This window comes from Glutamicibacter sp. X7 (assembly GCF_054889245.1).
In genome coordinates this window covers 1,320,895-1,344,681 of record NZ_CM142678.1, presented here as the reverse complement: position 1 = coordinate 1,344,681, position 23,787 = coordinate 1,320,895, and the positions used below count along the sequence as shown (strand labels likewise).

The 23,787-nt window shown below is 64.7% G+C and carries 36 protein-coding genes; all 36 read right to left on the bottom strand.

Annotated elements, in window-relative coordinates; translation table 11 throughout:
* Positions 1–8 precede the first annotated feature (8 nt).
* On the bottom strand, positions 9–773 hold the full coding sequence (locus ACYU0X_RS06635; protein ID WP_461902504.1) for a hypothetical protein: 765 nt from the start codon (positions 771–773) through the stop codon (positions 9–11).
* Positions 763–2,754: a phage tail tape measure protein gene (locus ACYU0X_RS06630; protein ID WP_461902503.1), complete on the bottom strand. Its 1,992-nt coding sequence runs from the start codon at positions 2,752–2,754 to the stop codon at positions 763–765. Before ACYU0X_RS06630 ends, ACYU0X_RS06635 begins: the two co-directional genes overlap by 11 nt.
* 14 nt (positions 2,755–2,768) lie before the next feature.
* Complete coding sequence (locus ACYU0X_RS06625; RefSeq protein WP_461902502.1) at positions 2,769–2,897, bottom strand: hypothetical protein; 129 nt, start codon at positions 2,895–2,897, stop codon at positions 2,769–2,771.
* Between the two features lie 80 nt (positions 2,898–2,977).
* Complete coding sequence (locus ACYU0X_RS06620) at positions 2,978–3,349, bottom strand: hypothetical protein (RefSeq protein ID WP_461902501.1); 372 nt, start codon at positions 3,347–3,349, stop codon at positions 2,978–2,980.
* Positions 3,350–3,355: 6 nt separating this feature from the next.
* Positions 3,356–3,937: a hypothetical protein gene (locus tag ACYU0X_RS06615; protein WP_461902500.1), complete on the bottom strand. Its 582-nt coding sequence runs from the start codon at positions 3,935–3,937 to the stop codon at positions 3,356–3,358.
* Complete coding sequence (locus ACYU0X_RS06610; protein ID WP_461902499.1) at positions 3,937–4,962, bottom strand: phage tail tube protein; 1,026 nt, start codon at positions 4,960–4,962, stop codon at positions 3,937–3,939. Before ACYU0X_RS06610 ends, ACYU0X_RS06615 begins: the two co-directional genes overlap by 1 nt.
* Complete coding sequence (locus tag ACYU0X_RS06605; protein WP_461902498.1) at positions 4,959–5,126, bottom strand: hypothetical protein; 168 nt, start codon at positions 5,124–5,126, stop codon at positions 4,959–4,961. The genes ACYU0X_RS06610 and ACYU0X_RS06605 overlap by 4 nt, the downstream gene beginning before the upstream one ends.
* Before the next feature lie 9 nt (positions 5,127–5,135).
* Positions 5,136–5,606 carry a hypothetical protein gene (locus ACYU0X_RS06600; RefSeq protein ID WP_461902497.1) on the bottom strand — a complete coding sequence of 157 codons (471 nt, stop codon included), beginning with the start codon at positions 5,604–5,606 and terminating at the stop codon, positions 5,136–5,138.
* Complete coding sequence (locus ACYU0X_RS06595) at positions 5,603–6,373, bottom strand: hypothetical protein (protein ID WP_461902496.1); 771 nt, start codon at positions 6,371–6,373, stop codon at positions 5,603–5,605. The genes ACYU0X_RS06600 and ACYU0X_RS06595 overlap by 4 nt, the downstream gene beginning before the upstream one ends.
* A gap of 2 nt (positions 6,374–6,375) precedes the next feature.
* A complete protein-coding gene (locus ACYU0X_RS06590) occupies positions 6,376–6,786 on the bottom strand; it encodes a hypothetical protein (RefSeq protein WP_461902495.1) in 411 nt (136 codons plus the stop codon).
* Between the two features lie 76 nt (positions 6,787–6,862).
* On the bottom strand, positions 6,863–8,074 hold the full coding sequence (locus tag ACYU0X_RS06585) for a phage major capsid protein (protein WP_461902494.1): 1,212 nt from the start codon (positions 8,072–8,074) through the stop codon (positions 6,863–6,865).
* 93 nt (positions 8,075–8,167) lie between these two features.
* Positions 8,168–8,938: an HK97 family phage prohead protease gene (locus ACYU0X_RS06580; protein ID WP_461902493.1), complete on the bottom strand. Its 771-nt coding sequence runs from the start codon at positions 8,936–8,938 to the stop codon at positions 8,168–8,170.
* Positions 8,884–10,035 (bottom strand): phage portal protein, encoded by a 1,152-nt coding sequence (locus ACYU0X_RS06575; RefSeq protein ID WP_461902492.1) that lies wholly within the window; start codon positions 10,033–10,035, stop codon positions 8,884–8,886. The genes ACYU0X_RS06580 and ACYU0X_RS06575 overlap by 55 nt, the downstream gene beginning before the upstream one ends.
* Entirely contained in the window at positions 10,032–10,214 is a 183-nt protein-coding gene (locus ACYU0X_RS06570; RefSeq protein ID WP_461902491.1) for a hypothetical protein, read from the bottom strand. The genes ACYU0X_RS06575 and ACYU0X_RS06570 overlap by 4 nt, the downstream gene beginning before the upstream one ends.
* Positions 10,192–11,637, bottom strand: a complete 1,446-nt coding sequence (locus ACYU0X_RS06565) for a hypothetical protein (RefSeq protein ID WP_461902490.1) — start codon at positions 11,635–11,637, stop codon at positions 10,192–10,194. The genes ACYU0X_RS06570 and ACYU0X_RS06565 overlap by 23 nt, the downstream gene beginning before the upstream one ends.
* Positions 11,638–11,652: 15 nt before the next feature.
* Positions 11,653–12,189 (bottom strand): hypothetical protein, encoded by a 537-nt coding sequence (locus ACYU0X_RS06560; RefSeq protein WP_461902489.1) that lies wholly within the window; start codon positions 12,187–12,189, stop codon positions 11,653–11,655.
* Between the two features lie 593 nt (positions 12,190–12,782).
* Complete coding sequence (locus ACYU0X_RS06555; RefSeq protein WP_461902488.1) at positions 12,783–13,538, bottom strand: hypothetical protein; 756 nt, start codon at positions 13,536–13,538, stop codon at positions 12,783–12,785.
* A complete protein-coding gene (locus tag ACYU0X_RS06550) occupies positions 13,538–14,935 on the bottom strand; it encodes an HNH endonuclease (protein ID WP_461902487.1) in 1,398 nt (465 codons plus the stop codon). The genes ACYU0X_RS06555 and ACYU0X_RS06550 overlap by 1 nt, the downstream gene beginning before the upstream one ends.
* 84 nt (positions 14,936–15,019) lie before the next feature.
* Positions 15,020–15,238 carry a hypothetical protein gene (locus ACYU0X_RS06545; RefSeq protein WP_461902486.1) on the bottom strand — a complete coding sequence of 73 codons (219 nt, stop codon included), beginning with the start codon at positions 15,236–15,238 and terminating at the stop codon, positions 15,020–15,022.
* Complete coding sequence (locus ACYU0X_RS06540) at positions 15,235–15,468, bottom strand: hypothetical protein (RefSeq protein ID WP_461902485.1); 234 nt, start codon at positions 15,466–15,468, stop codon at positions 15,235–15,237. Before ACYU0X_RS06540 ends, ACYU0X_RS06545 begins: the two co-directional genes overlap by 4 nt.
* On the bottom strand, positions 15,465–15,869 hold the full coding sequence (locus ACYU0X_RS06535; protein ID WP_461902484.1) for a hypothetical protein: 405 nt from the start codon (positions 15,867–15,869) through the stop codon (positions 15,465–15,467). Before ACYU0X_RS06535 ends, ACYU0X_RS06540 begins: the two co-directional genes overlap by 4 nt.
* Positions 15,862–16,215: a hypothetical protein gene (locus tag ACYU0X_RS06530; protein WP_461902483.1), complete on the bottom strand. Its 354-nt coding sequence runs from the start codon at positions 16,213–16,215 to the stop codon at positions 15,862–15,864. Before ACYU0X_RS06530 ends, ACYU0X_RS06535 begins: the two co-directional genes overlap by 8 nt.
* 113 nt (positions 16,216–16,328) lie before the next feature.
* Positions 16,329–16,901 carry a hypothetical protein gene (locus ACYU0X_RS06525; RefSeq protein WP_461902482.1) on the bottom strand — a complete coding sequence of 191 codons (573 nt, stop codon included), beginning with the start codon at positions 16,899–16,901 and terminating at the stop codon, positions 16,329–16,331.
* A gap of 2 nt (positions 16,902–16,903) precedes the next feature.
* Positions 16,904–17,188 carry a glutaredoxin family protein gene (locus ACYU0X_RS06520; RefSeq protein WP_461902481.1) on the bottom strand — a complete coding sequence of 95 codons (285 nt, stop codon included), beginning with the start codon at positions 17,186–17,188 and terminating at the stop codon, positions 16,904–16,906.
* Positions 17,185–17,346 (bottom strand): hypothetical protein, encoded by a 162-nt coding sequence (locus ACYU0X_RS06515; RefSeq protein ID WP_461902480.1) that lies wholly within the window; start codon positions 17,344–17,346, stop codon positions 17,185–17,187. Before ACYU0X_RS06515 ends, ACYU0X_RS06520 begins: the two co-directional genes overlap by 4 nt.
* 2 nt (positions 17,347–17,348) lie before the next feature.
* Positions 17,349–17,720, bottom strand: coding sequence for a BRO-N domain-containing protein (locus ACYU0X_RS06510; RefSeq protein ID WP_461902479.1), 372 nt, complete (start codon positions 17,718–17,720; stop codon positions 17,349–17,351).
* 47 nt (positions 17,721–17,767) lie between these two features.
* The gene (locus ACYU0X_RS06505) at positions 17,768–19,042 is read right to left on the bottom strand and encodes a DNA polymerase III subunit beta family protein (RefSeq protein ID WP_461902478.1); all 1,275 of its coding nucleotides are present in this window, start codon (positions 19,040–19,042) and stop codon (positions 17,768–17,770) included.
* On the bottom strand, positions 19,039–19,335 hold the full coding sequence (locus tag ACYU0X_RS06500) for a WhiB family transcriptional regulator (protein WP_461902477.1): 297 nt from the start codon (positions 19,333–19,335) through the stop codon (positions 19,039–19,041). The genes ACYU0X_RS06505 and ACYU0X_RS06500 overlap by 4 nt, the downstream gene beginning before the upstream one ends.
* A 19-nt stretch (positions 19,336–19,354) precedes the next feature.
* Positions 19,355–19,771: a hypothetical protein gene (locus ACYU0X_RS06495; protein WP_461902476.1), complete on the bottom strand. Its 417-nt coding sequence runs from the start codon at positions 19,769–19,771 to the stop codon at positions 19,355–19,357.
* Positions 19,771–21,282 (bottom strand): ParB/RepB/Spo0J family partition protein, encoded by a 1,512-nt coding sequence (locus ACYU0X_RS06490; protein ID WP_461902475.1) that lies wholly within the window; start codon positions 21,280–21,282, stop codon positions 19,771–19,773. The genes ACYU0X_RS06495 and ACYU0X_RS06490 overlap by 1 nt, the downstream gene beginning before the upstream one ends.
* A 47-nt stretch (positions 21,283–21,329) precedes the next feature.
* On the bottom strand, positions 21,330–21,563 hold the full coding sequence (locus ACYU0X_RS06485) for a hypothetical protein (protein ID WP_461902474.1): 234 nt from the start codon (positions 21,561–21,563) through the stop codon (positions 21,330–21,332).
* Entirely contained in the window at positions 21,563–21,883 is a 321-nt protein-coding gene (locus ACYU0X_RS06480; protein ID WP_461902473.1) for a hypothetical protein, read from the bottom strand. The genes ACYU0X_RS06485 and ACYU0X_RS06480 overlap by 1 nt, the downstream gene beginning before the upstream one ends.
* Positions 21,880–22,182 (bottom strand): hypothetical protein, encoded by a 303-nt coding sequence (locus ACYU0X_RS06475; RefSeq protein WP_461902472.1) that lies wholly within the window; start codon positions 22,180–22,182, stop codon positions 21,880–21,882. Before ACYU0X_RS06475 ends, ACYU0X_RS06480 begins: the two co-directional genes overlap by 4 nt.
* Positions 22,166–22,516 (bottom strand): hypothetical protein, encoded by a 351-nt coding sequence (locus tag ACYU0X_RS06470; RefSeq protein ID WP_461902471.1) that lies wholly within the window; start codon positions 22,514–22,516, stop codon positions 22,166–22,168. The genes ACYU0X_RS06475 and ACYU0X_RS06470 overlap by 17 nt, the downstream gene beginning before the upstream one ends.
* Entirely contained in the window at positions 22,513–22,659 is a 147-nt protein-coding gene (locus tag ACYU0X_RS06465) for a hypothetical protein (RefSeq protein ID WP_461902470.1), read from the bottom strand. Before ACYU0X_RS06465 ends, ACYU0X_RS06470 begins: the two co-directional genes overlap by 4 nt.
* A gap of 386 nt (positions 22,660–23,045) precedes the next feature.
* Complete coding sequence (locus tag ACYU0X_RS06460) at positions 23,046–23,315, bottom strand: hypothetical protein (RefSeq protein WP_461902469.1); 270 nt, start codon at positions 23,313–23,315, stop codon at positions 23,046–23,048.
* Positions 23,316–23,787: the final 472 nt, after the last annotated feature.

Here is a 23,787-nt window from a genome sequence, read left to right as displayed (position 1 = left end):
TGCCCTCCTTAGATGTAGGTGTCGGTGACGGCAAGCTTGAGGGTTGCCGTGCCGGTGGTTTGCGGTTCGATGGTGACGCTCTGCGCGGTGCCTGGTGCGATGGTGTCCCACTCGTACCGGTTGATTCCGCCTACGGCCACGGCCCCGCCGATGCGGAGGATGCCGGTGTCCAGGTCGATCGTGTGGGCCGATGCGCCCAGTGCGGCGTCGACGCTGATGACCTTGCCGCCCTTGATGATCCGGTACCCTCCGGGCATGCTCCCAGTGACGGTCAGGATCGGGCTGGCCGGGTAGTCCCCGCGGTGGTACACGGCCGCTGCGGCGCCACCCGCGCTGGTCGCGAACTCAGTTTCCTGGTCGTACTTGCGCGGGTCGACGGCCTTGACTTGCAAGGTCATCTCGAACAGCCTGTACGCGGTCCACTTCGGATCGCCGTTGTCCACGAGCTTCACCCTCGCCCACTGCCGGATCCCGTCTGCCCGCACGCTCATCACTGCGGGGCCGCCGGAGAGCAGCGAGGTGAGGCGCTGCGCGCCCACCCACCGGTCCGGGTCGCTCTTGGCCACGAACGCGAGCTTCAGGGTCACGAAGCGGGCCTCGAAGTAGTCGATGGAAGTGTAGTCACCATCCGCGGTCTGGCGGGCCTCGTCGCGGGTCTTGCGCGACGGGGCCTTCCACCAGCCGTCGATGTCGTCAACCTCGAGGTGCCCGTACCGGTCGTGCGGGTTGTTCAGCTCCAGCCCGTCGATGATGACGCTCAGGTCATTCGCCAACGTCTGCTCCCTCCTCGCGTGCCTTCTCGCGGAACTGCCGCCAGAGCTTCTGGAACAGCTCCTCGGCGTCAGCTCCGTCGACCTGGTACACCGGCGCGTAGGTCGTGTTCTTCTCCACCACCTGCGTGCCGGTCGAGGCCGGGGCAGTGGCCTGGGCGAACGAGGCCGGCCCCGGCCCGTCTGGTACTTCGACCAGGTGTGCCATGGTGTCGTCGATCGCCGGGGCCATGTCCTCGACGCCGACCAGGACGCCCTCGCCGATGTTCTCGCCGAAACCGGCGAACACCTTCGACGGAGAGTGGATGCCGAGCGCCGCCTTGAACGGGCCCACGATCCAGTCCGGCAGCAGATCCAGGAAGAAGTTCCCGATCGTGCCGGCCAGCGACGAGATGCCGTCGAGCAGGCCTTGGATGATGTTTTTGCCGGTTTCAACCAGCCACGACCCTGCGCCTTTCAGGGCGCCGAGGATCATGTCCGGCAGTCCGGTGAAGAATGCAACCAGGTCCGAGCCCATCTGCGTGGCGCCGTCGACAAACTGCTGCCAGAGCCCGGCGAGGAACGCGCCGACCGCGCCCCACATGGCGTTCCATCCAGCGACGAATCCCGCTGTGGCTTCGGTGAGCCAGGCCATGAATCCGCCCCAGATCTCCGTGACCCATGCGACGACGGAGTCCCAATTGGCGATCAGCAAGGCGAGGGCGCCGAGCAGCAGCACGATGCCAGCCACGATCCACGTGACCGGGCTGGCCCACATCACCGCATTGGCAATGCCCTGCGCCACAGCGAACGCGCCCAGAGCCACGACCAGCGGGCCGAGGATCGGCGCGAACTGCCGCAGTCCCTCGAGCAGCGGTGTCAGGACGGGCAGCGCGCCAGCGACCATGCCACCGAGCACGCTCTCGGCCTCGCGGCCCAGAGATGTCATCGCGGCCTCTGGCCCCTCGCCCAGGGCATCGGAGAGTTCCTTGGCTTTGCCCGCGGTCTTGCCCAGCCCGCCGTCGGCGGAGGTAAGCGCATCCAGGAAGCCGGGGATTTTGTTCATGCCGATGTCTTCCAGCGGCGTGCCGAACAAGGCCACCGCGGCCTCGGCCTGCTTGCTGGGATCCTTGATGCCCTTCAGGCCATCGGTGATCTGCTTGAAGGCCTTGGCCGAGCGGTCACCGCCAGCCAGCAAGTCGTTGGCCATCTCCTGCCCGCTCAGGCCCATGGCCTTCAGCGCATCCTGCGCGCCTTTGTCGCCAAGGTTGCCGGCGCGGATCATGAACTCCTTGAGCGCGTCGCCGGTCTTGTCGATCTGGATCTCGCCGCCAGCGGCCGCGTCGGCAATCAGCCCCAGAGCGTTCGGGCCCTGGATGCCGAGGGCTTCGAAGTCCTTCGAGTACTCGCTGAGGATCGGGATCAGCTCGCTGCGCATGGCCTTGGGGACCTTCTGCGAGGCGGCCGCCAGCAGGTCCATGGCCTCGGTGCCGTCCTTGGCCAGGCCGGTTTCGACCATGACGCCCGCGGCCTTTGCCGCGTCCTGCACGTCGCTGTCCAGGGTCTTGGCCAAAGACATCGCCTGCCCGGTCAGGTCCTCGATCGCGTCTTCGCCAGCAGCCTTCATCGCCGGGAATGTAGAGATGACGGTTTCGACCGCTGACCCTACATCAGCGAGGGACTCTCCGAACGCATCCGCATAGAGATCACCAGTGGCCGCGCCTACGGTCTCCGCCTGGGCCGGGTCAAGGCCCAGGCCCGCGGAGATCTCCCGGTTGATACTGTCCGCATCCAGCGCCTGGAACAGCCCCTTGGTCAGGGCTGCGCCAGCAAGGCCGCCGGCGGCCATGCCGAGCTTCGGGTCCATCATGCCGGCGAACATGTTCTTGCCCGCCGATTTCAGGCGGCCGCCCATGGTTTCGGCCGACTGCACGATCTCGTCGAAGGTCTTGTCGACCTTGTCGGCGTTGCCGATGATGTCGAACATGAGCTTCTGGACAGCCACGCGCTACCTCCTGATCATCGACGGCGGCGGCCGCGCCCGCGGCCCTTCTTGCTCTCCCGAGCTTTCTTCTGCTCTTCGGACCACTTCTCGGCGTGCCGCACGTACAGCAGCCACATGTCGTAGGACATCTCCCAGACATTCATGGGGTGGATCCCTGGCCACACGTGCGAGATCGTAGGCAGCCACTTGAAGACGCTGGCTTCGATGTCCTCGATATGCGCGTCTAGTCGGCTAGAGGCTCGCCGTCGGCCGCTGCGGAATCCGTCGGGGTTGCTTTTGGGTCGGCCTCGGTCACCTCGGCCTCGTCCTTGATGAAACCGATCTCCGAGAGCGGCATGCTGGTGGCCTCGTCGAAGTCGACGTGCTCACCGGCTGCGCGCCGGCACAGCCAGATCATGGCCCGCAGCGCCTGGATGTTCTCTGCCTCTTCGAAGAAATCCCACTGCGACTCCGCATTCTTCATGCCCTGGAAGGCCTGCATGATGCGCTTCACTCCGAGGCCCGACTTGATCTTCAGCGTGTACAGGTCGCCGAGACTGGCCTTGCCGATGCCTTCCTTGAGCGGATACTCTTTCCCGCTGACCACAAGCTTCATGGTTGCTTACCCTCTTCCGTTCAGTGCGTCGTCGATTGCTTTGGCGGCTTGTGCATGGGCGGCCGCGGCGCCCTTCTGGATCGGCGCCCACCAGTACGGCTGGCCGTACTGGGTGACGTACTTGCCCTGGTCGAAGGTCGGGTGCCGGAATGTCTTCTTGTTCCAGACCTTGGCCATGTCGTGCTTTGTCCCGCCGGTCTTGCTCGGCGTCTTGGTGGCTTCGACCCTGATCCCGGAGCGTTTCTTGCCGGCAACCACACGAGTTTTCAGGGACTTCTTGATGTCATCGCGCAGGCCCGTGGAGCGGGTGCGCGAGGCTTGCCGCGCCTCGTACACGTTGACCGCCCGCAGGTAGGCCTTGCGGCCATCGCGTGGCTTGACGCGTACGATCTTCTTGCCCACGGACTGGGCGACACCTGGTGGTGGTGCGCTGAGGATGCGGCGTTGGTCGGCGATGATTCCATCGCCGACCCCGCGCAGGTTGCGGCGCAGGTTCCGCAGCATCTTCGGCCCCTGCTCCTCGCGGACCCGCTCAAGTGTGGTGCGCAGGTTCTTCAGATCGAAGTCGATCTCGGGGCCGTCGCTCATCAGAACGCCGTATCAGTCGAGCGATACACCGCGTAGATCGGCTCCACGCCAGCGATCAGGCCGTCCAGCGAGGTGAAGTCCACCGCCTGGGTGATCGGCTCGCCGCCATTGGATGCCGGCAGCTGGCCGTCGAGCTTCACCGAGGACAGGTAGATCTGCAGCGTCGAGCGCACACCGGCCTGGATCTCCGGGCCCGCTTCGAAGGTCAACACCACAGAGAGTGGTTCCTGATTCAGGAACGCGTCGCGCAGCATGTTGTCCTGGTACTCGGCGGTCATCGAGCCGGTAGCCTCGACCAGACCGACCTCTGGGCGGCGGCCGCGCTTACCCTCCGACCCGAAAGTAAATCCGCCCTCGTCGATGCCATTGGACAGCGACAGGGAGAACTCCGTGATCGTCGCCGCCACCGTGCCGCCGGCGGCGAGCGCGGTGGAGGTGGGTGCTGTGACGGTTCCGCCGATGCTGATGGAACCGTGCACGAAGGTGAATAGCTCCATGTCGGCCGGGTACACGGTCGGCACGTACGGGGTGTCGGTGACGATTTCGCGGGCGTTCCAGGTGGTGGAGAGCTTGACGATTTCGCCGGCGGCTGCGGTGAGCTCGGCTGATTCGACCACGGCGCCGTGGAAGGTGTGGGGTTGGATGGCCCCGCCGCCGATGAGCGGCACACCCTTCTGGATGGTGTAGGAGGGCAGCGCGCCTTTCACCAGGGTATGGACCTGCTGGTAGGCCGGCCCTGCTCCGATGATCGTGTTGGTGCTGGCGCCGAAGATCGCGTGCAGGAAGAGTCCGAGTCCCTTGGTGGTGGCTTCGACTTCGATGTCTCCGCCGGACATTTCCTGGACGAGGGCTCGGCGGGCGGTGCGTGGTGCGCGGTGCCCTGGCCGTAGGCCTTCACCCTGGACGATCTCAGGGTTCCAGGCGAGGGTTTCGGAGACGAACTCGGGGAACTGCTGCGGGGTGGCGGGGATGCCGTACCCGGATTCGAGGCCGAAGCCTAGAGAGCAATCAAGCTGGGTGGTCATCGGGTGCCTCCTACTTCTTCGAAGTTGCGGTCCTGGGCGAGCAGCTTGAGGGCTGCGGCCTCGGGCAGTGCGATGGTTTCGCCGTGCTTGATGACCTGGCCGAGCAGGGGCACGTCGAGGTCTCCGAGCGGAGAGACGTTCCGGATGGTGATCTTGGTGGCCATGAAGGGCTCCTATCCTCGGACCCGGTTGCGGGCGGTGAAGGTGGCGATGACGTCGACGCCGCGGCCTGCGTGCAGGTACTCGTCGGGGGTTTGCCCGTCGGTCTGCACTCCGGTGAGCAGGCAGTGGCGGACGGTCCCGCCGAGGGTGGTGTCGGTCATGCGGACGTGGTGCTCGATCTTGCCGAGCAGGTCGAAGGCCCGCTGCTGCGCTGGTAGCTCCTGCTCGCCGTCGCCTTCGATGAGGCAGGAGAAGACGATGTCGACGGCGAGGGTCTCCTCCCGGGACCGGTTGGTGCCCATGGCCGCGAAGTCCTGCTGCACCTCGAGGCGGGTGACGGCGACGATGTCGGCGGGCTGGAACGAACCGGGGGTGCCCGGGCAGACCAGCACGTCCTTCGTGTCAGGGTCGGCGGCAAGCAGGTCCTTGCACGCCTGGTAGAGGGCGGCCTTGAACGCCAGGCCTGCGGTGAAGGTGCTCATGCGAAGCCTCCGATCTGTTTATTCGGTTCGCACAGCTCGACGACGCGGCGCGGCACGGCGAACCCGGACGGGGTGAACACCTCGTCCGTGGGGTCTTGGCGCACCGAGGAGCCGCCGGAGCTCTGCTTGCCGATCTGCACCCAGTGGCGCACCAGCTCGCGCGCGGCGAGGCGGATGTTGGGAGGGATGGCCGCGTATCCGGTCTGGACGGTGACGGTCAGGGTGCCGGCCGGGAAGGTGTCGGGATCCTGGCGGCTGCCGGCGTACAGGATTCCGTGCTCGGTGTACCAGCGCTCGACCGGGTTGCCGTCCACGGTCACCTGTGTGACGGTGGCTGACCAGTCCAGCATGATCAGATTCCCGCCGCCGGCAGTGGTGATCTGGGTGGTGGCCAGCAGGATCGGGCCGGTGATGTCCTCGATCACCGGGGTGGCCGCGGCGATGTACAGGCGCAGGTCCTGCAAGTACGACGCCGAGGCGCGTGCCGCGCCAAGGCTGGCCTGTGCGTCGTCCAAGCTGATCAGGTAGCGCGGGTCATCGGGCCAGACGTCGAAGATGTCGGTATCGACCTCGCCGGTGCCTGCTTCCCAGCGGATCCGCCAGCGGCCTGGCAGATCGGCCGTGACTGTCGCGGTACCGTCTGGTTGGTCGATGACGGGCGTGACGAGCTGGCCGTCGGGGCGGGTGACCTCGGCGGAGATCGTCGACGCTTCGGGCCGGGTCTTCCACTCGATCGTGTGGATCGAGCCGAGGTCAACCGCCGCCATCGCTAAGCCTTGCCTTTAGCTGCTGGCTTGGCCGCTGCCGCTTTGGCAGATTCTTCCTCGGCCTGCTTGGCCTTGGCCTCAGCTTCGGCCTTCTGCGCCTCTTCTGCGGCCTTGGCTTCGGCGCCTGCCTTGGCCTCTGCTTCGGCCTCTGCGAGCTCGGCCTCGATCTTTGCCTTGAGCTCGGCTTCAGCCTTGCGCGCTGCGGCCAGCGAGACATTGCCGGTAACGGCGGTCTCGATCTTGGCCTTCGGTGCGCTGGTGTTTTCTTCGGCTTCGACGGCGGTGGCGATGCCCTGGGCGATCAGCTGGGCGGCCTCGGCTTCGGGGACTTCGAGGGTCTGCCCGGGCTTGGGCCATTTCTTGCCGTTGCGGGATCCGGAGATCAGCGCACGCATACGAATTTCTGGAGCCATGATCTGGTCCTTTCAGTCATGAGGGCGAACCCACGGCCCGCGCCGAATCGGCACGGGCCACAGGTTCAGGAGAGGGTTAGGCGGCCGGCAGCAGCAGGTGCTTCACGGCGCCGGACTGATCCATCAGCAGGCCATCACCGCGCACCAGGGCGCGGAAGACCACCACATCGCGGTTGAACGCGTAGTGCTCCGAGGACTCGAAGCGGATCCCGTTGACCAGGCGCACCACGTAGGAGGCCAGATCACCGAACAGGAGCGGCTTGGCATTGGCGCCCATGACCGGCATGAACGGGTCGGTGCGCACCGGCTTGCCCTCGATGGTGTCCGGGGTACCGGCAATCACCGAAGCCTGCCAGATGTAGTTGTCGTTCGCGTCCTTCAGCTTGCGCAGGTAGCCGGCAGTGGTGTCTTCCATGACCCACGAAGCGGCAGGACGGTTGCGGTACGGGCCGATGACCGAGTAGAACAGGTCGATCACGTCATCGAAGGTCGGGGTCAGCGTCGCGGCGGTCTTGCCCATGGTGGAGCTTCCGACGATGCCGGCCGGCTCACTGGTGCCAGTACCGGTGATCAGCTTCTCACCGAGTGCGTTACCGACAGCCCAGCCAGCGGCGCGTGCCAGGTAGCCTTCCAGATCCACGCCGGTGTCGGTGAGCAGTTCCTTCGGCACCTCGATGAGGTCGCCGTACTTGTACGATCCGAGGGTGCGCTTGCCGAACGCCGGGTCGGACTGCGGGATGGTGCCGCCCTCGGACACCTGGGCGCCCGTTGGGTGGGTGACGGTCACCGGCACGTCGATGTTCTCGCCGCTGGCGGTGTTCCACTGGGTGGCTCCGCCCACCAGGAGGGTGGCCACCTCGATGGCGTGCTCCATGAGCTTGCCGTAGAAGGTGGTCGGCACGGTCGCGCCGCCAGCACCGAGGGTGCCCTTCGACAGGGCACGGCATTCTTCCTGGGTACCGAAGGCCTCGAAGGAGCGGGTCTCACCACTCAGGAAGGAGCGGAGCTTGGTTTCCACGCCCTCCTCGTCCTTGCCGCGCTCCTGGCCGCCCTTCACGCCTGCGCGGTTCAGCGCGTCCTCGGTGGCGCGGTTGCGCTCCTCGGCTTCCACCAGCTTGTCGGCCTGGGAGCGCAGGGAGTCCATGTCCGAGCTCATGCGCTCGAACTGCTCGGTCTCCTCCGCGGTGAGCGTGCGCTCCTCGGTCTCGGCGGTGTCGAGCAGCGCACGCATCTGCGCCTCGACGTTCTTGCGCTGCTCCATGAGCAGCTGGGCCATCTTCTTGGCCATGGGTGATCATTCCTTTCAGAAATGACGAAAGCCCGGGAATGCCGGGCTTCGGTTGATTTCGGAATGCGGGTGGTTGTCTACCTGCCCACGGGGTTAGAGCCAGTGCTCTGCGAGCTGGGCCCGACGCGTTGCTGCGTCGAGCTTCGCCCGTAATTCGCCGATGGAGGGATGAGTTGCGCCCTGTCCCTCCGCCGGCTCTTCCTCGCGCCCGTGGGCTCGAGAAGCTTCTTTGTCGTGCAGCAGCCGTGCCAGCGCGTTTTGCTCGGCCGCGGCCCGGGCCTCGTCCAGATCCACCTCGAAACGCTCGGCGAGGGAACGCAGGCCGGTAGTGGTGTCCCGGTACGCCGGATTGACCACCGGGGCCACGTCGACCAGCTGCACGGCCTTGAGGGTGCGCAGCGGGAAGTCCTCGGTGGTGTATCCCCAGTCGTCCTCCATCGTGCGGAACGCGAAGGACGAAAAGCGCAGGTCGCCGCGCTCGGCGAGCGCTTTGACGTCGCGGCCGACGCTGGTGTCTGGCAGGTCGACTTCGTACCAGAGGCCGGTGCCATCGACGCCCAGGCGAAGGGTTTCTGCCAGTGAGGTGCCGAGCAGGGCGTCGTCGGAGTGGTTGAAGCGTGCCAGGACCTCGACGCCGTCGGCCAGGGTTTTGTTGAAGGCTGCCGGGTCGACCTGCTCGACGAAACCGCCGAGGTTCTGGCTGTACCGGTTGAAGACCGAGGCGTAGCCGTGCAGGATGCCCACCCCGTTGGTGGAGGCTCGCAGCTCGATCTTGGCGGTGTGGAAGCGCCGCTCGATGTCTTTGGTTTTCACGAGGTTTCCTCCTTCGTGGGTGCGGGCTGTTTGCCGTAGTACTTCTGCCACTCAGCCTTCTGCTCGGCGGTGAGCTTAGGTCGCTCTTCGAGCTCGCGGCCTTCGTCATTGATGAGCAGCCCTGCCTCGAGTTGCAGCTTCATGACCTCGGCGCGGGTCTTGGTGTCCGTGCGCACCAGGGCGTCCGGGTTGAACTTGATGTAGTGGAAGTCCGGCAGGAGCCGGGAGAGGTGGTGCTCAAGGCGGGTGAAGATCGGCTGCAAGGCCCGGGTCTGGAACTTGATTTGGTTCATTTCCAGCGTCGAGTAGGTGAGCGAGTTGCCCGATTCGCCGCCTACGTCCGAGGGGTCGACCCGGTAGATCGCGGCGATCTGGTTGGCGGTGGCCTTGATGGTTTCGAGGAATTGGGCTTCGTTGGCGTTGACCGAGAGTTGGGTCCACTCCCAGTCGTTGCCGGAGACGAAGATGTCGTTCTCGGCCACCGAGGCCTTGAATCGAGCCTTGGCCTTGGCGGCCTGTTCCGAGTCCAGCTTGCCTTGGCCGTACTTCAGGTGCCCGGTCGGAGCGGCCCCGTTATCGAACCAATCCATGCCGTATTTCTGTGCGTAGTACCCGGTCTTCAGCACCTCGCGGAACTGGCCGATAGGCGAGAGCCCCACGACCGAGCCCGGCACCACATACCAGGGAATGTGCACCACGGTGGCCGAGTCCAGCTTCCGCCCCTTGTAGCTGTAGCGCGGCAGGCCTTTGGACTCGTCGACCTCGACTTCGTCGGGATGCAGCCAAGCGATCTTTGCAGGGATACCCGCCGAGTCGAGGCTAGTGATCAGCCCGTACGCGTTGCCGCGCAGCAGGAAGCTGGTGGCGAACTGCGCCAGCCATTCCACGCGGGTCATGGTCGGGGACGGGTGAGGGTCTAGCAGGAGCGCGGACTGCGTCTTGGCTTTCTGCTTCGATCCTCCTGTGGATTCGTACTCTGCGACGGGCATGATCGCAATCGAGTCGGCGATCAGGCTGGTTGCCGCGTACACCGGGACCAGGCGCAGCGCGCCCTTCATGGACTTATCCAGATCCTTGCCCATGCCGAAGATGCTGTGCCAGCCGTCAGAAGATCGATGCTCTTCAGAGGTGCGTCGGAACAGGCTCATGGGCGCGACCTCCGATCCACCAGCCACGACAGGAGCATGAGCAGCACGCCTGCGGCGCCCAGGGCCAGCGGCAGGCTCACCATGGCCACGGCGAGTGCCACGGCGAGGATGATGAGCAGGGAGCCGATGAGGTCGAGCAGCGTGGTCAGCAAGGCGTTAGAGGATCGTGTCTTCGGCATCGTAGTCGTCCTTTCGCTTCTCGATGTAGAGCCACCGGGCGAACGTGGCGGCGTACATGGGCGTGATGTCTTTGAGCTCGCGTCCGCGGGCGAAGACGAAGGCACGGTCGCCGACGATCCGTTTTGTGGTGTCGCCCATGGCGTCGTTCAGCAGTGCGTCGTCGGGGAACCTCAGTTCACCGACGAGGGCCTTGTCGTAGAAGTCACCGCAGGCCGCCACCCTGTTAGGTCCGGTCACGGTGACGACTTCGAAGCCTTCCTCTTCCAGGTCCTGTATGAGCGACACGGCAGAGCCGTTGCCGTCCATGGCCACGAGGTTGCCGCCGAGGGCGGTGCGTAGCTTCTTCAGCTCGGGGACCACGTTGCGGGTTCCGTCCATCCGGTCGTACACCTCGACGTACGCATTGGCTCGCCGGTCCACGGCACGGGCGCTCATAGCGATTGTGGCGTACTCACGCTCCGGAGAGACATCGATCGCCCAGAACGGGGTCCCATTCCAGGAAACCGCGTCCTCCGCCACGAAGTTCTTCTTCCAGGCCGCGATCGGCACCAGCTTCGGCGGGCCTTTAGCTGCTGGCCACCATCCCAGCCAGGCGCGCTCCCACTCGGTCTTGTCCGTCGAATTGACACGAAGGTTCATCACGCGGTCGCCCTCGATGGTCCAGCCGATCGCCGGGTGGCAATTCAACAAGGTCTCCGGGTCATCGGGGTCGGCGTCTTCTGGGGCCGAGTACTCGATATAGCAGGTGCGGGACTCGACGCCGGCTTCGATCAGGGCCCGACCGAGCTCCACCTTGTCTCGCAGGTATGCCGAGGACGTATCGCCGGCGGCAGAGAGCACCCACATCTGCGACCCGATGATGGTCATCATGGTCGGCTGGATTCCACCCTCAAGCATGTTGTCCCGGTGCGCATACGCTTCGTCAAGGTGTGCTTCGTCGTTCGCGTCACCGTGGCCGGATTCGCGCTTCACCGCGTCGATGGCGATCTCGGCCCCGTTGATGAACCGGACGGCTTCTTCCCCGCCGCGCCAGCGCGGCTTGGATAGGAACATGTCCAGCGCCGAGCGGTGCAGCGGCAGGTAGTAGTCGTCTTTCAGGCGCTTGAGCGCTTTCAGGCGATTCTGCGCGGTGTAGATCAACCGGGCGTCCTGGGTGGTTAGGGCCCGGTGGGTCAGCTTGCCGCGGCTGATCGTGGTCTTCCCAGCTCGACGCAACACAATGACGATCACCGTGTCGTACCAGTAGCCTCCGGTGCGTGGGTCGATCTCGCACGCCACGTCCAGGGCGTCGCGCTGCCACGGCATCGGGGAGTTGCCCATCGCCTTCATGATCTTGGCGACCTGCGGGCCACGTGTAGCCCGGTGCGGGTTGCGCTGGGTGGCGAAGCGTGGCGGCGGATTACGCGGCTTGGAGTCGAGCATCCACCACCTCCACGATTACGGGCCAGAGTCAGCCGACGCGGGCGGCTTCTCGTCGTCGCTGAGCAGACCCTTGAGGAACTCCTCGGGCGACAGTGCCGCCTTATCGCCGCCGTCGGTGACCTTGCGCAGCCGGTCAAACACGTTGAAAAGCCGGGACTCCATGCCCGAGATCAGGTCCGGGCGGTCGATGCGCGGGATCTGGTCCAGCACCCGGGCGTTGTACCGGGCCAGCACGATCAGCGTCTTCTTGAACGGCGGTTCGCCAACGATCCTGCCGAGCTCACCGGTCAGCACCTGCTCGATTTGCCCGGGCTTGGCCTGCCAGTCCAGCGAGACGCTCGACGGCTCCACCATCGGCGGCAGCTCCGGAGCCTCAGCCAGATCGACCTCGCCGCCCTGCTCACGCAGCTTCCGGCGAGCGCGGTACGCGGCCTGGTCCTCGCGCTTGGCCTTGCGGCACTCGGCGCACCTGCAGCCCTTGCGGTACCCGGAGATGCCCGGTCCGATGCCGCCGTGACGGTACGGGATCGAGGGTATGCGTTCGTCGTCCACTGCTCCTCCTGCCTGTGTCTCGGTCGCCCGGATTCTCGGCGAAATCGGCGGCTGACGTGCCTACACGTGTAGGGCGCTACCCGGGAAAATCGGGGAGAGAGAAAAAATGGAACACGCGCGGGTCTCCCGTACGCCGGATTCCTAAAAAACCGGGCTTCCGGGCTGGCCGATCATGGTCATCGGCTTCTGAGTTGCGCAAGTTTCGTGACTGGCCGAGGTGGTGGCCGCTTCTTTGCGCGTCGTCGGGCTGCTTCCTTCTTGCTGTTGCATCCCAGGTGCATGGGCTGAAGATTCCATGGCGCGGTCGGGTGGCCCCCGTCTTCGAGCGCGATGATGTGATCAAGCGACGGGCCGAGCGGATGCCGTGGCCGCAGGCCGAAGACAATCTCACGATCACACCAGGCACACACCGCACCAGGCTTGCAGTACTGGGCGACAAGCCTGCGCCACGGACGGCCGGTGCGGCCACGCCGCGGGTCCCACTCGCCGAGCATCCGCACCCCCCGCCCAGACATGACGAAACCCCGAGACCAGTGAGGTTCTCGGGGTTTCATCTTTGACACGAATGCCATTACATCATCTATTCTGCCATGCTAAGTCAAGGAGCTAACTTCCGCATGATTCCGGGGTCTCGCCCCTCTGGGCTTGCGCGCTGCCATCGACTTCGCCCACGCATCCCACGGCACCGAATGCCCAGCCACACGCTGGCATACCACGACCCGCTTGCCGCTCGGAGCGTCGACCGCTACCAAGTCAGCACCGCACGCCGAGCCATGCACCAAGTGCCGGCACTTATCCGGAACCGGGTCCACCGGCGCCACGCCCTCGGTCACGGTCTTGATCCACTCGGCTGCATCGACCGCCAGCCAGTACGCCCAAAGCACCCACGCAGCATCAGGCACTTCGGCGATGCGCGGGATCATCGACCGATACAGCCACTCGGCAAGCCGCTGCGTTCCCTGGTCTTCCGGCAGACGGGCTGCCTCGCAGGAGTCCACCACTCGGCTAGCCAGTTCATGGACCGCCTTGGATGTCTTGCGCAGCGCATCGACCACCTTGAGGTTCACAGGTGCCGGCGGTTCATCCCTGGGCGTCTTCCGCTCACTGCTCGACCCGCCTTGGCTTGGACGCAATGCTTCCTGAGCTTCGTCCCAGCGGTCCACCACCAGGCGCAGCGCGGCACGCATCGAGTCCTCACAGCCTGAGCAGATCCGCGAACCAGACGCTACGGCCGGCACCGCTGTATCGCCACGGTCTACCGCGTGCACCACGCACACACCAGCACCATGCGCCTGCTCGGAGATGCAACCCCAGCACCCACAATCCGGACTATCGACATGCTCAGGCATCAACGCCCCTCCTCGGTATATCGTCTCTCGGCCGCGTCCTGGCATTTCCGGCACGGCAGATGCAGCTGGTGAATCTCGCACGTCGAATTCTGCGGATCAACGCGCTGTCCCTTCACTCCGTAGAACGGTGACCCGTGACGGCCACCGGTCAGTGCGTGCGGAGCTTCACCAGCATCATGGGACTGAGTCTGCATTGGTTCCGGAGACTGAGAGTTGCCCTGTCCAGTCCTCCGGGTATCAGATCTCTTGTTGCCTCGTTTACGTCTGGATCGAGGTCTTCTGGGCTTAGCCGGGTCTGAGGTTACGTCGGGCTGACCTTGGCCAGACCCTGCCCCTAACCCATCCCTGCCCTGCCCTGCCCTGCCAGCCCGTGCACGCGCATGAGCGCGCCCGTGGATAGCTTCAGGCTCTTCGACCATTGATGCTGGCTCGGGCGGACCATCGATGGTCGAATATTTGGTCAGCGCGGCCGGAAAATCAGGGTCTTCATCCGCCCACCGTGCATCCTCGTCGTTGTCCTGGTCTGGCGCCGCACTGCTCGACGGCTCCGGAGCGACGTCCTGCTGGCCCGAAGGCGCGGTCGTCAAGCTCGACGGAGCTGGAGTGGTATCTGACGCTGCGCCCAGGCGCAGGCCGAAGCTGGCGGCCAGATCCTGCGCCCCACGCTCGACAGCCCGTGATGCGCTCGACGGCTCCGGAGCGACGTCCTGCTGGCCCGAAGGCGCGGTCGTCAAGCTCGACGGAGCTGGAGCAGCTTCACGGACTGGAGCAGGGCGCAGGGTCATGCCCGCGGCCTCCGGTTTACGCCGACCCTTGGTCCGGTTGCACCCCGCGCAGGACAGCACGATGTTGCGCACACCGACTGCGAGCGTGGGGTCGACGTGATCCATTTCTGGGCGAGTCTCGCCCTTACTGGTCTTCTTGAAGACCATGACGCCGCAATAACGGCATTTCCCTCTGGAGCACTTCGGGTAGTCCTCGGCGTCTCTGGCCCAAACGTCGGCGCGGATCTGCGGATCCTTGAGCTCCTTGCGTTTGGCTCTGGCCAGGCGGACGTTGTCGCCGGTGTCGTACTCGAACTGGAACCAGTCATGGAAAAGATAGTGCCCTTCTTTGACGGGCCCACACTGCTCGCAAGAGTGCCCCGTGGCGTGCCATAGGCCGACCTCGACCAGGCGTGCAGCCAAGAGATCTACTGCGTCTTTGTTGAGCAGGATCTTCATCAGATGCACGTGGGAGATCAGGCCGTCGGTGAGCGCGGCCTGGCAGTAACTGCCGGCCATCGTCCACAGGCCAAGGGCTGCGACGCCGACCAGGTCGCCACCGATCGCTTGTTCGGCGAGAGCGGAGGCTTTCTGGTTGGCGTGGAGCTGGTCGTCAACTTGGAAGAATGGCAAGTCTTTTCCTCCTTTCAAATGGATCAGATTGTTGTGGGCCGGAAACGAGGTGGGCCGGCGGCGGCCGCTCCCTGCCGGGGCACCTCATCGCTTGCCGACCTCCGCCCACGCCCGGGCAGTCTCCTCGGTGACGCGCAACGCCACGGCGAGCGCTGGCCAAGACCAGCGGTGGAGGCGTGCGCGGCGGATCATCTGCGCCAGTGCTAGTCGCCCCTCAGCAGTTTCGCGGTTGCGAGCGAGGGATACGAGGGTCGCGTAGACCTGGGCACGGGTGGCGCCTCGGCGGCGCTGGTGACTGGTCATCTGGCTACTCCTGAAATTGTGACTGGCTGGGTGCCGGGGATGACACCGAATCGAATCTGGCTCTGGTCCTGGGCGGTGATCTGCACGTCGCCGGTGGCGAAGTGCTTCACGCTGATGATCGTCCCGGCGAGCTGCCAGGGGCCGGCGTACTTGCCGCCGGGTATCTGTGCGGTGATGTGGCGGCCGAGGTCGGCTCCGGAGAGGTGCCTGGCGTCTTTGGTGGCGCTCATTCACTCGCCCCCGGGAGGCTCACACTACGATTCGCGTCAGTGCGCCGTAGCTCCTGCCGCATCTCTTCTTCATGAGCGTGATACCCCTTGAGCGCCTCTGCTTTGGTGGCCCCAACAAACTCGCGGTCACACCACAAACAAGAGAGCGTCCACCCTTTGCGTTGCGTGTACCCATCGCCGGTATCCAACCAAGCGTCGTAGTGACCTTGTGGAGATGAGCGAGGATCCACTGTTGCGGCCAGATAAGCGGACACGGCCGCTGCTGCTTCTTCCCGCACTTCGTCGCGACCATCATCTGTCCGCATATTCCACGCGCAGTCTGCCGATATATCGGGATAGTGCACAGCGTTGAGTGCACGCGCCGCCGCTTCGAGTGCTTTCGGGTTGAGCTGGTCACTCATCGTTGCCAGCTCCCCAGGTTTTCGCAGTGCGGCACGGCCACAAACCCTCCCGGTAGTTCCAGACTTCGGCGCCTATCTCCGCCATCTGGCCGGCCTCGATGCGGCCGCACTCGGCGCAGATCTCGAAGTACGGGACTTCGCCTTCGAACTCCTCGTCGTTCTCGTCCAGGTACGCGGCCCGGGCGTCCGCCTCAGTGTCGAAGCTGCCCTCATCCGCCTCGTGGGTCTGCCACCGCTTCACTGGACGGTGAAGCTTCACCAGATCTCCGAACACCACGCCCACCGCGAGCATTCGCACGGCATCCTCACGCTGAGCCGCCTGCAACGCATCGACATGGGTCAGCAAAGCGTCACGGTCACGAGCGGTCTCGCATGCCGTCGACCCGCATGGATCCGAACTACAACCATGCAGTGCAGTGGCTGCGGCAGCGCGCCTCCGGATCTGCTTTAGGTCCCGGCTCATGCTTGCACCATGAATCCGTCGAATGGGGCGCTGAGCGGTAACCACTCGCGCCACTCGTCGCGGCTTGCGAGGGCCCAGCGGTCGCGGCGGAGGAGCCGTGAGCCATCGTCAGCTTTCCCCTCGTCGTTGAGGTTTGACCAGCGCATCAGCTCCTGGCGCGAGACCCGTAGCTCGACGTGGTCTTCGCCGGCGAGTTCCTCAAGAGTGTCGCCGTAGAGCCACTCGCAGTGGGCTCGGACGGCTTCTTCGGCGCTGTGCGCGTCCGTGGTGCCGGTGACGACCCAGAAGTCGCCTCCGTCGCCGAGTTCCTGGACGGTGACGGCCTCGACATGGTTGCTCTCGGCGCTGAGGTAGATGCCGACCTGCCGGGCGTAGTGCTTGGCCTCGGCGAAGCGTCCGCTGAGCAGTGCCTGAACAGCTGCCCGGATGACCCAGCGGGATGCCGGGAGCGTGTCATTGGTGACCGGACCCAGCAGGTACGGGATGCAGTCCTGCACGGGGGCGGTCATTACAAAGTTGCAGTCGTCGGCGCGGTTGTCTGGGTCGGACAGTGTGATTACTGCGGTCATGGTTACTTCCTCGCTCTCTGGGAGGTGATGTGCTGGACGATCTGGTCTGGCCGGTGCCCGAACCAGGCCACCGAGTCTCCGGTGGCCTCGTCGTGGACCCGGACGTACGGCATCGACGGTGCGACGCCCATGCCCTCGGCGATCTCCTTCAGCGTGGCGATCGCCGACTCGTCGGTGTCCGCGACGTGCTGAACCAGGTGCGGGATGCCACGGTTCTCGAGGAACTTTCGAGTCTTCACGCATTCGCCGCACTGGTCTTTCGTGTAGACGGTGATGCTCAAGCTCATGCCGCTACTCCTTCCTGGATGATGGATTCTTCGGGTTCGTGGCAGTTGCACTGGCAAGCGGTCTCTTCGTCGGCTTCGACGTCGAATGCCTGGCCGTAGCACCACTTGTGCTTCATCTCCCGGCACTCGGCCGAGGTCGCGAACTCTTCCTCGTTCATGGTCAGCTCGCTTTCCGTGCGACAAGGGGCTCGCCGGCCTGGAGGCGGGCCACGGCCGCGTCCCAGAGGCGACCGGCGCCGCGGTGCGTGACCCACCGCTTGAAGGCTTTCGCCTCAGGCTTCCGGGAGCGCAGCACCATCGAATACATGCTGGCCTCGGTCACCGTCGTGACCGTCTGGGCCCCGCCAAGGGTGCGGATAGTATCCGCACCCTTTTCGTCCTCGTCGAGACCGCGCACCGCGTCGTGGACTCGGCCAAGGCCGAGCACCTCGCAGAGGTCGGCGGCGATGAAGTGCACCTGCCCATCGATGAGCAGCGTGCGCACTTTCTCATCGCCGTAGATGTGTACAGCGACTTCACTACGAACGTTCATGATTCCCTCCTACAATCCCTAGAGTTTGTTCAGCGGTACACAAGGTGCTAGCCCTGTGCATCCGACACGCTGGGTAGCCTGGTCGGCATAATCAGCTGCTCGAAAGTCACTTGGTCCACCGGCACTGAGGCGTCGCTCAGGTGCACCGGCTTGGTAGGTCGATACATCGAGAACCGGAGGCGCTGCGCTCTGAGCGCCTTGATCGCGCTCAAGTAGTAAGTCGGGTTGAACGCCATCTCGAATGGCTCCGACATGTTGGCGTCGACCAGCGGGGATTCCTGCACCTCGCCGTCAGGCAGGGTCGCCACAATCCGTACGGCATTGCCGCCCTCGGTCGAGACAAGCCTCATCGGGATATTTCTTGGCGTGAGTGCCTCGATCACCTGCGTGGCCTTCTGGATCCCCACGCCATCGATGAGCACTCGCGTCCGATTCTTCGCCTGATCCTCGAAAAGGCTGGCCAGATCCGGGTAACTTCCCTGCTGGCAAAGCATGCGCGCTTCAAACCCGGCCCCCGTCATGGCCACAGCGACGGCCTCGCCTGTTCGCTGTGCACCGCCCAGCCTCAGATCGAATTCGCCGCCAGCCAGGATCTTCTTCAGCCGCGGCCACTCCTTGCCCAGGATCAGCGCCTTGGTAGAAGGCTGCCCGCCGAGGTCGCCGGCATGGATGAGCGTGACCGGCATGCTTGCCCGCGCCAGTCGATACCGGTCGGTGGCGTACGCAGTCAGCTTCCCGTCCTCGATGCGGATCTGCACGCAGGTCAGCACGGGCACCGTATCGTCCTTCGATGCAAACGGGATGACACGATCGATGGTCCGGATGAACTCTTCGACATCCACCGCGGCCTGAGGGCCGCGCTCCAGCCCAGCGAAAAGGGTGGGGCGCTCGATCTTGTCGAGGCCGTCTTTCTCGACGGCGCCGGCCATGCTGTGCGGGACAGCGAGGCGGTAGCCCTCGACCTCGACATACAGTGCCTCGCGGCCCTGAAATTCCTCCCAGCTCAGCGTGACGTCCGAATCCTTCGGCACAACTTTCAGCACCTCGCGGAGCGTGCGGTAGAGGCCGTGTGCATGAGCGACCTTCGTCGTGCCGGCTGCGCCCGTCGGGCCTTGGCCATGACCCGCCGTGAGCGCGGTCTGGTAGTCGAAGGTGCTGGCCGCGACGGCAGGGCCTGCGAAGCGCAGCACCACCATCCCAGCACTTGGTGCCGGCAGGCGGCCCGGCGGCAGGACCTTGGCCAGGAGCTCCAGCCAGTCCTTGCCAGGATGGGTCGCTTTGAATGGGGTAATCGTGGCGTGTTCGGTGGTTTGCGTGCTCATTGGTCCTTGTCCTTCCGCTCTTTGCGTTGTCTTCTTTCACGCTCGCGCTTGCGCTCCTTCGGGGTCATCCCTCCGAAGATCCCGTCGCGCTCTCGGCGCTCGATCGCCTTGTCCAGGCAGATCTCCCGCACCGGGCACTCGGAGCAGGTCTCGAAGGCCTTCCGGCCCTCCTGCTCGACGCGCCCTGGGCGCGGGAACCACGGATCATCTCCGTCTTTGACCCGGTAGGTCGCGCAGGCAGCCTGCTCGGTCCAGTGCCCCGACTTTGAATGTGTGTCCGGCTGATGCCTCATGGATCTCGCCTGCCTCGGCTCAGCATGGTGGCTCGATCTCTGGGCGACTACTGCCCTTGGAGAGATACGGAAGCCAGTCGACGAACTCCGCGAAGAACCACTCGACCGAGTCACGGAACGCACGCGCTTGCCGCACTTGCTTCTCGGCTTCACGGATCGCCTCCGCCTCGTCGCTGAAGGACTTCCGCCAGATCGGATCCTGCATGGAGTCCCAAACCGTCACCAGCCAGACGCGTTCCCCCGCCGCGAGACCCGGGATGCACCGAATACCAGCGCGAGGCCAAGTCACTGCAGCCGAATCCTGGTGTGTGAAAGGCGTCTTGCCGCGGTCGCGATCGATGATGCGCGGCGCCGGAGCCGCAGAGGCAGGGTGCTTCGCCACGCAAATCTGCCGGCGGATCTCCTCCGCGCTGACCTCACGTGCTGGCGTGGTCATTACTTGCCCTCGCTCTCGCAGGTCGGGCACGGTGCGCCAGGTTCGCCGTGTGCGATCGACTGCTGACCGCACCGGCCACACACCTGCTCACACTCCGCCGGCAAATTCACGTTGTAGGCTTCATCGTCCGGGCCCCGATCGTCGAGCTGGCGTCCGAGATTGATCGCCGCGACCTCGTCGCTATCCGGGATGTACCCGAAGAAGCAGATTAGGCGGTTGTACCAGACAGCCAATGGATGCCAGCGGTTGCGCTTTTCCCACGAGCCGCGGTCGTACCAATTGAAGCGATAGCTCTCTTCCTCGGCTTCGATCTGCTGCAGCCACAGGTAGAGGCGGATCTGCTGGCCAAGAGTGAGCTTCATGACCAAGCCCTCGGCCTTCACGCGCCATTCGTTCCGGCGCTTCGACAAGGATCCCGAGTATTCCTGCTCGTCGCCTTCCGGCTCCGGCGATGCGAGGCTGATGACTTCGCCGACGGCACGGCACTGGACGCCGGTTTGGCAGTGGGCCATGATGTGCTGGGCGAACATCAGCCGGTCTTCAATGTCGGCCAGGGCCTGCTTGTCGCGGATCTTCTCGATGGTGAAGGCGCGGCGTGCGCGCTGCGCGGCCGGCAGCATGCCGTTGAGCCGGCGGATCAGCTCCTTCTGCGCGGCGATCACCGGGTCGAGCTTCGGTGCGGACTTCGCCAGCTTCTCCCACCAGGTCACCCCATCCCGCTCGACCTCGTACAGGTGGCCGGCAGCGATGTGCTCCTGGTGGCTCAGGACCTTGTCGGTCTTGCGGTACTTGCCTGAGTAGCGGTCCTCCGACTCGATCTCCTCGGCGCCAAGCCCGGTCATTTCCTCACGGATCTTCGCCTTGATCGCGGCCGACTCTGCCAGGGCGATCTCGCGCTCCACGCCGGCAGCGTCGTACCGCATCCATGGGCGTGAGGCGTCGGCGATCTCCGCGGTGACCTTCTCCACCAGATCGGTGGCGCCGGTCTTCTCCTCGTACTCCATCAGCTTGGCGACACCGAGCAGGTCCAGCTTGCCGGTGTCGTGCTTAGCGGCGAGCTGCGGGCGCTTGCCCAGACCAGCGCGGGCCTTCACCTCGGCCTTAGGGATCGCGAAATTTCGGGCGATCCACGCCTCGGACTTGCCCTCGGTGAGCATGCCCTGGATCGCCACGCCCTGCTCAGTCGTGGACAAGGGAGCGTGGTTGGTGCCGGTGGTCAGCGCCTCGGCGAACAGGTCAGCCTTCGGGGCGGCCGGGGTAGGGATGATGCGGCACAGGATCGTGGCCAGGTCGGCGCGCAGCGCGGCCTGGTATCTTCTGTGCCCGCCCTGGATCCGGTACTGCCCCTCGAGGTCCGGGTGTGGGTACACGGTGATCGGGTCCATCTGGCCGATGGCCTTCAGCTCTTTGGCCAGGCGGTCCAGATCGCCCATGTCCTTGCGGGGGTTGTCGGGGTCTGGGTGCACCGCTGAGAGCGGTAATTCTTGAATCTCGCCGTGATTTTTGGACACGGGAGCCCTCCTATGTACAGGTAAAAACGTGGTTGAAAGAGTGCCGGCTAGGCGGCGGTGAGGTCGGCGCGGTCGGCCGCATTGGCCATGGCCTCGGCATGAGCGAGGTCGCACCAGGCGCCCAAGGCCAACCCTCCGGAGAGGAGCATCATCAGCGTGCTCACACCCGTGGGCATGGCCGCGGTGAGGATCGTGACGATAAGCATCAGGACCATGGCGGGCAGGTACCCGAGCCACATGCGGCGCTCCGCCCGGGCACGGATCCGCTCAGCGCGGCGCATTACCGACTGCCTTCCGTGAAGAGGTCCGCGACAGGCACCGGGTCCGGCAGGTCGTCGATCACCACGTAGTAGTGCGTCTGCATCTTGCCCACGTGGATCGAGCCCTTGCCCTCAGCAGTGTCCGGTGAGATGGTGCCCATCTCCACGAACACTTCACCTTTGGCGGACTTGTAGAAATTCCGGGCCCACAGCGCAGCAGCCTTGCGTGCCTGGATGGCCTTGTCGGACTTCGGGTAGCGGCGCCACTTGATATCGAGCTCGGCGACGTGATGAGCGCGGCCGGCCGGGATCACGCGGACCTTGCCGGTATGCGTGCTCACGACCGATCACCCGCTGCTGGCTGGTCACGGAAAGGCTCGGCCACGTCCTGCAGCTCGCGTAGCCGCTCGACCAGCTCTTCCCCACGGACGATGGTGTGGCTGATCGCCCCGGAAATATTGCCGGTGCTGTCGAAGTCGAACCAGACACGCAGCGCCTCGCGCAGGCGATCGGTGGCAACCTTCGCGGCCTGGTGCGCCTCGCGCTGGCGGTGCGCCGCCGAGGCCGCCGCTACATCACGAGGGGTCGGGGCCTTACCCTGGGCCAACTTCGGGAAGAAGCGCTCAGACATTGCGGCCACCCCGCTTCCCCTTGCATGACGGGCAGTTCGGATCAGCGCACGGCATCAACTGCAGGTCCGCGGCAACCTCGGCCGGTGACATGATCTTGATTCCGGCGACCTTGGCAGCGTCTTCAAGTGACGCTCCCGAGGCGAGCTTGCGGCCGAGCTCGGTCATGCTCGCCTGAGCAGCTTCGAAGGCCTTGGCGCACTTCTCTGCCTCGGCCTTGGTAGCTTCGTCGCGAGCACGCGTCGTTCTGATCGACTTGATGGCCTCGACGGCCAGCCAACCGCTGATACCAATAACTGCCGTTCCAGCGGTCAGGGTCACGGCCAGGAGGATCTCCAAGATCATGCCGCCACCTCCTCGGACACGAGCCCGCCCTGTGCAGCTACCTCGGCGAGCCACGACGCGTACACGCCGGCGGCCCCCGCGATGCACGCCGCCCGGGATTCACCGGCCTCGGGCTTCACACCCTGTGCTTGTAGACTGGACATTGAAATCACACTCCTAAACTGCTTATTCGGGTTTGGTTTCGTCGCCCTCACCAGCTGCAACTGGTGAGGGCATTTTCATGTGGTTCTCAACCCACAGCCGCTCGGCAATGGATCGGTCAGATCGGATCTCCTTAATGCATTCCTCGTGGGCGGTGACATACGCTGCATCTGTCTTCCAGATCGAGCACATGTGCCACACGACTGGTTCTCCTTGGGCGACCGACTTTCCGCAGATCCGGCAATCATGGTGGTCTCGAACTGCGATCATTACCGCCCTTGGCGATCCGTCAGTGCATTTGGCCGGATGCGGAAAGATCTCGGGGACCCGATGTCCTTGCGCTCGAAATACGGAGCGCGGATCCCCAAGCGTGCCAACCGAAATCTCCTTACTCATCACGGCCGCCGTTCAGCCACGCTCTGGTCGCCTCAGTTGCCTGACGCTGGGCCTCGAGCATGAGCGTGATGCACCGTCGCTCGTTTTCACGTGCGCGTTGGTATTCCTCCTGTAAGCGTCCGGGCACAAACTCACCACCGGCTGATACGCAGTCTGCGATGCTGACTGCCGCGTACCGGACCTGCTCCTGCGCGGCCTTGAACTCGGCGAGCGCGGAGGTGGCGCGGTCGTTGAGGTCTTGAACTTCTGCTTCGGTGCTCATGCCACCCTCAACTTTCCGGCTTCCCGCTTGACTTGACTACGAGAGTGGCAAGATTGCACATTCTCGATGGACTGTCCGGGCGAAAAAATAGTTCCCCTGGGCGCACCTAGAACATCTTCGATGGCCTCGGCCAGCTTGGGCGTGCACCCATTTTTGCGGCCTCGCACCAGTGCGCTAATAAACTGCCGCTCGCATCCCGCATACTCAGCCAGCTTGGACTGATTCATCCCAGCTTTGGCTCCGATAAACGCTTTCAGAACCGCTGGGTCACGTAACTTCATCCACTTCCCCCTCGCCATCGCTCGACGTTTACGTGTAGCCATCATCTTTCTTCACTCCCTCTTGGTTGTCAACCTTGCTAGGAACAAACGTACATAGTCGGTTTACATCTTGTCAACCGCATTTCTCCCCATAACCCCCGAATATTCGGGCCGAACGTGGCAACTGGCGCGCCTTTTGGTTTACAAATGCG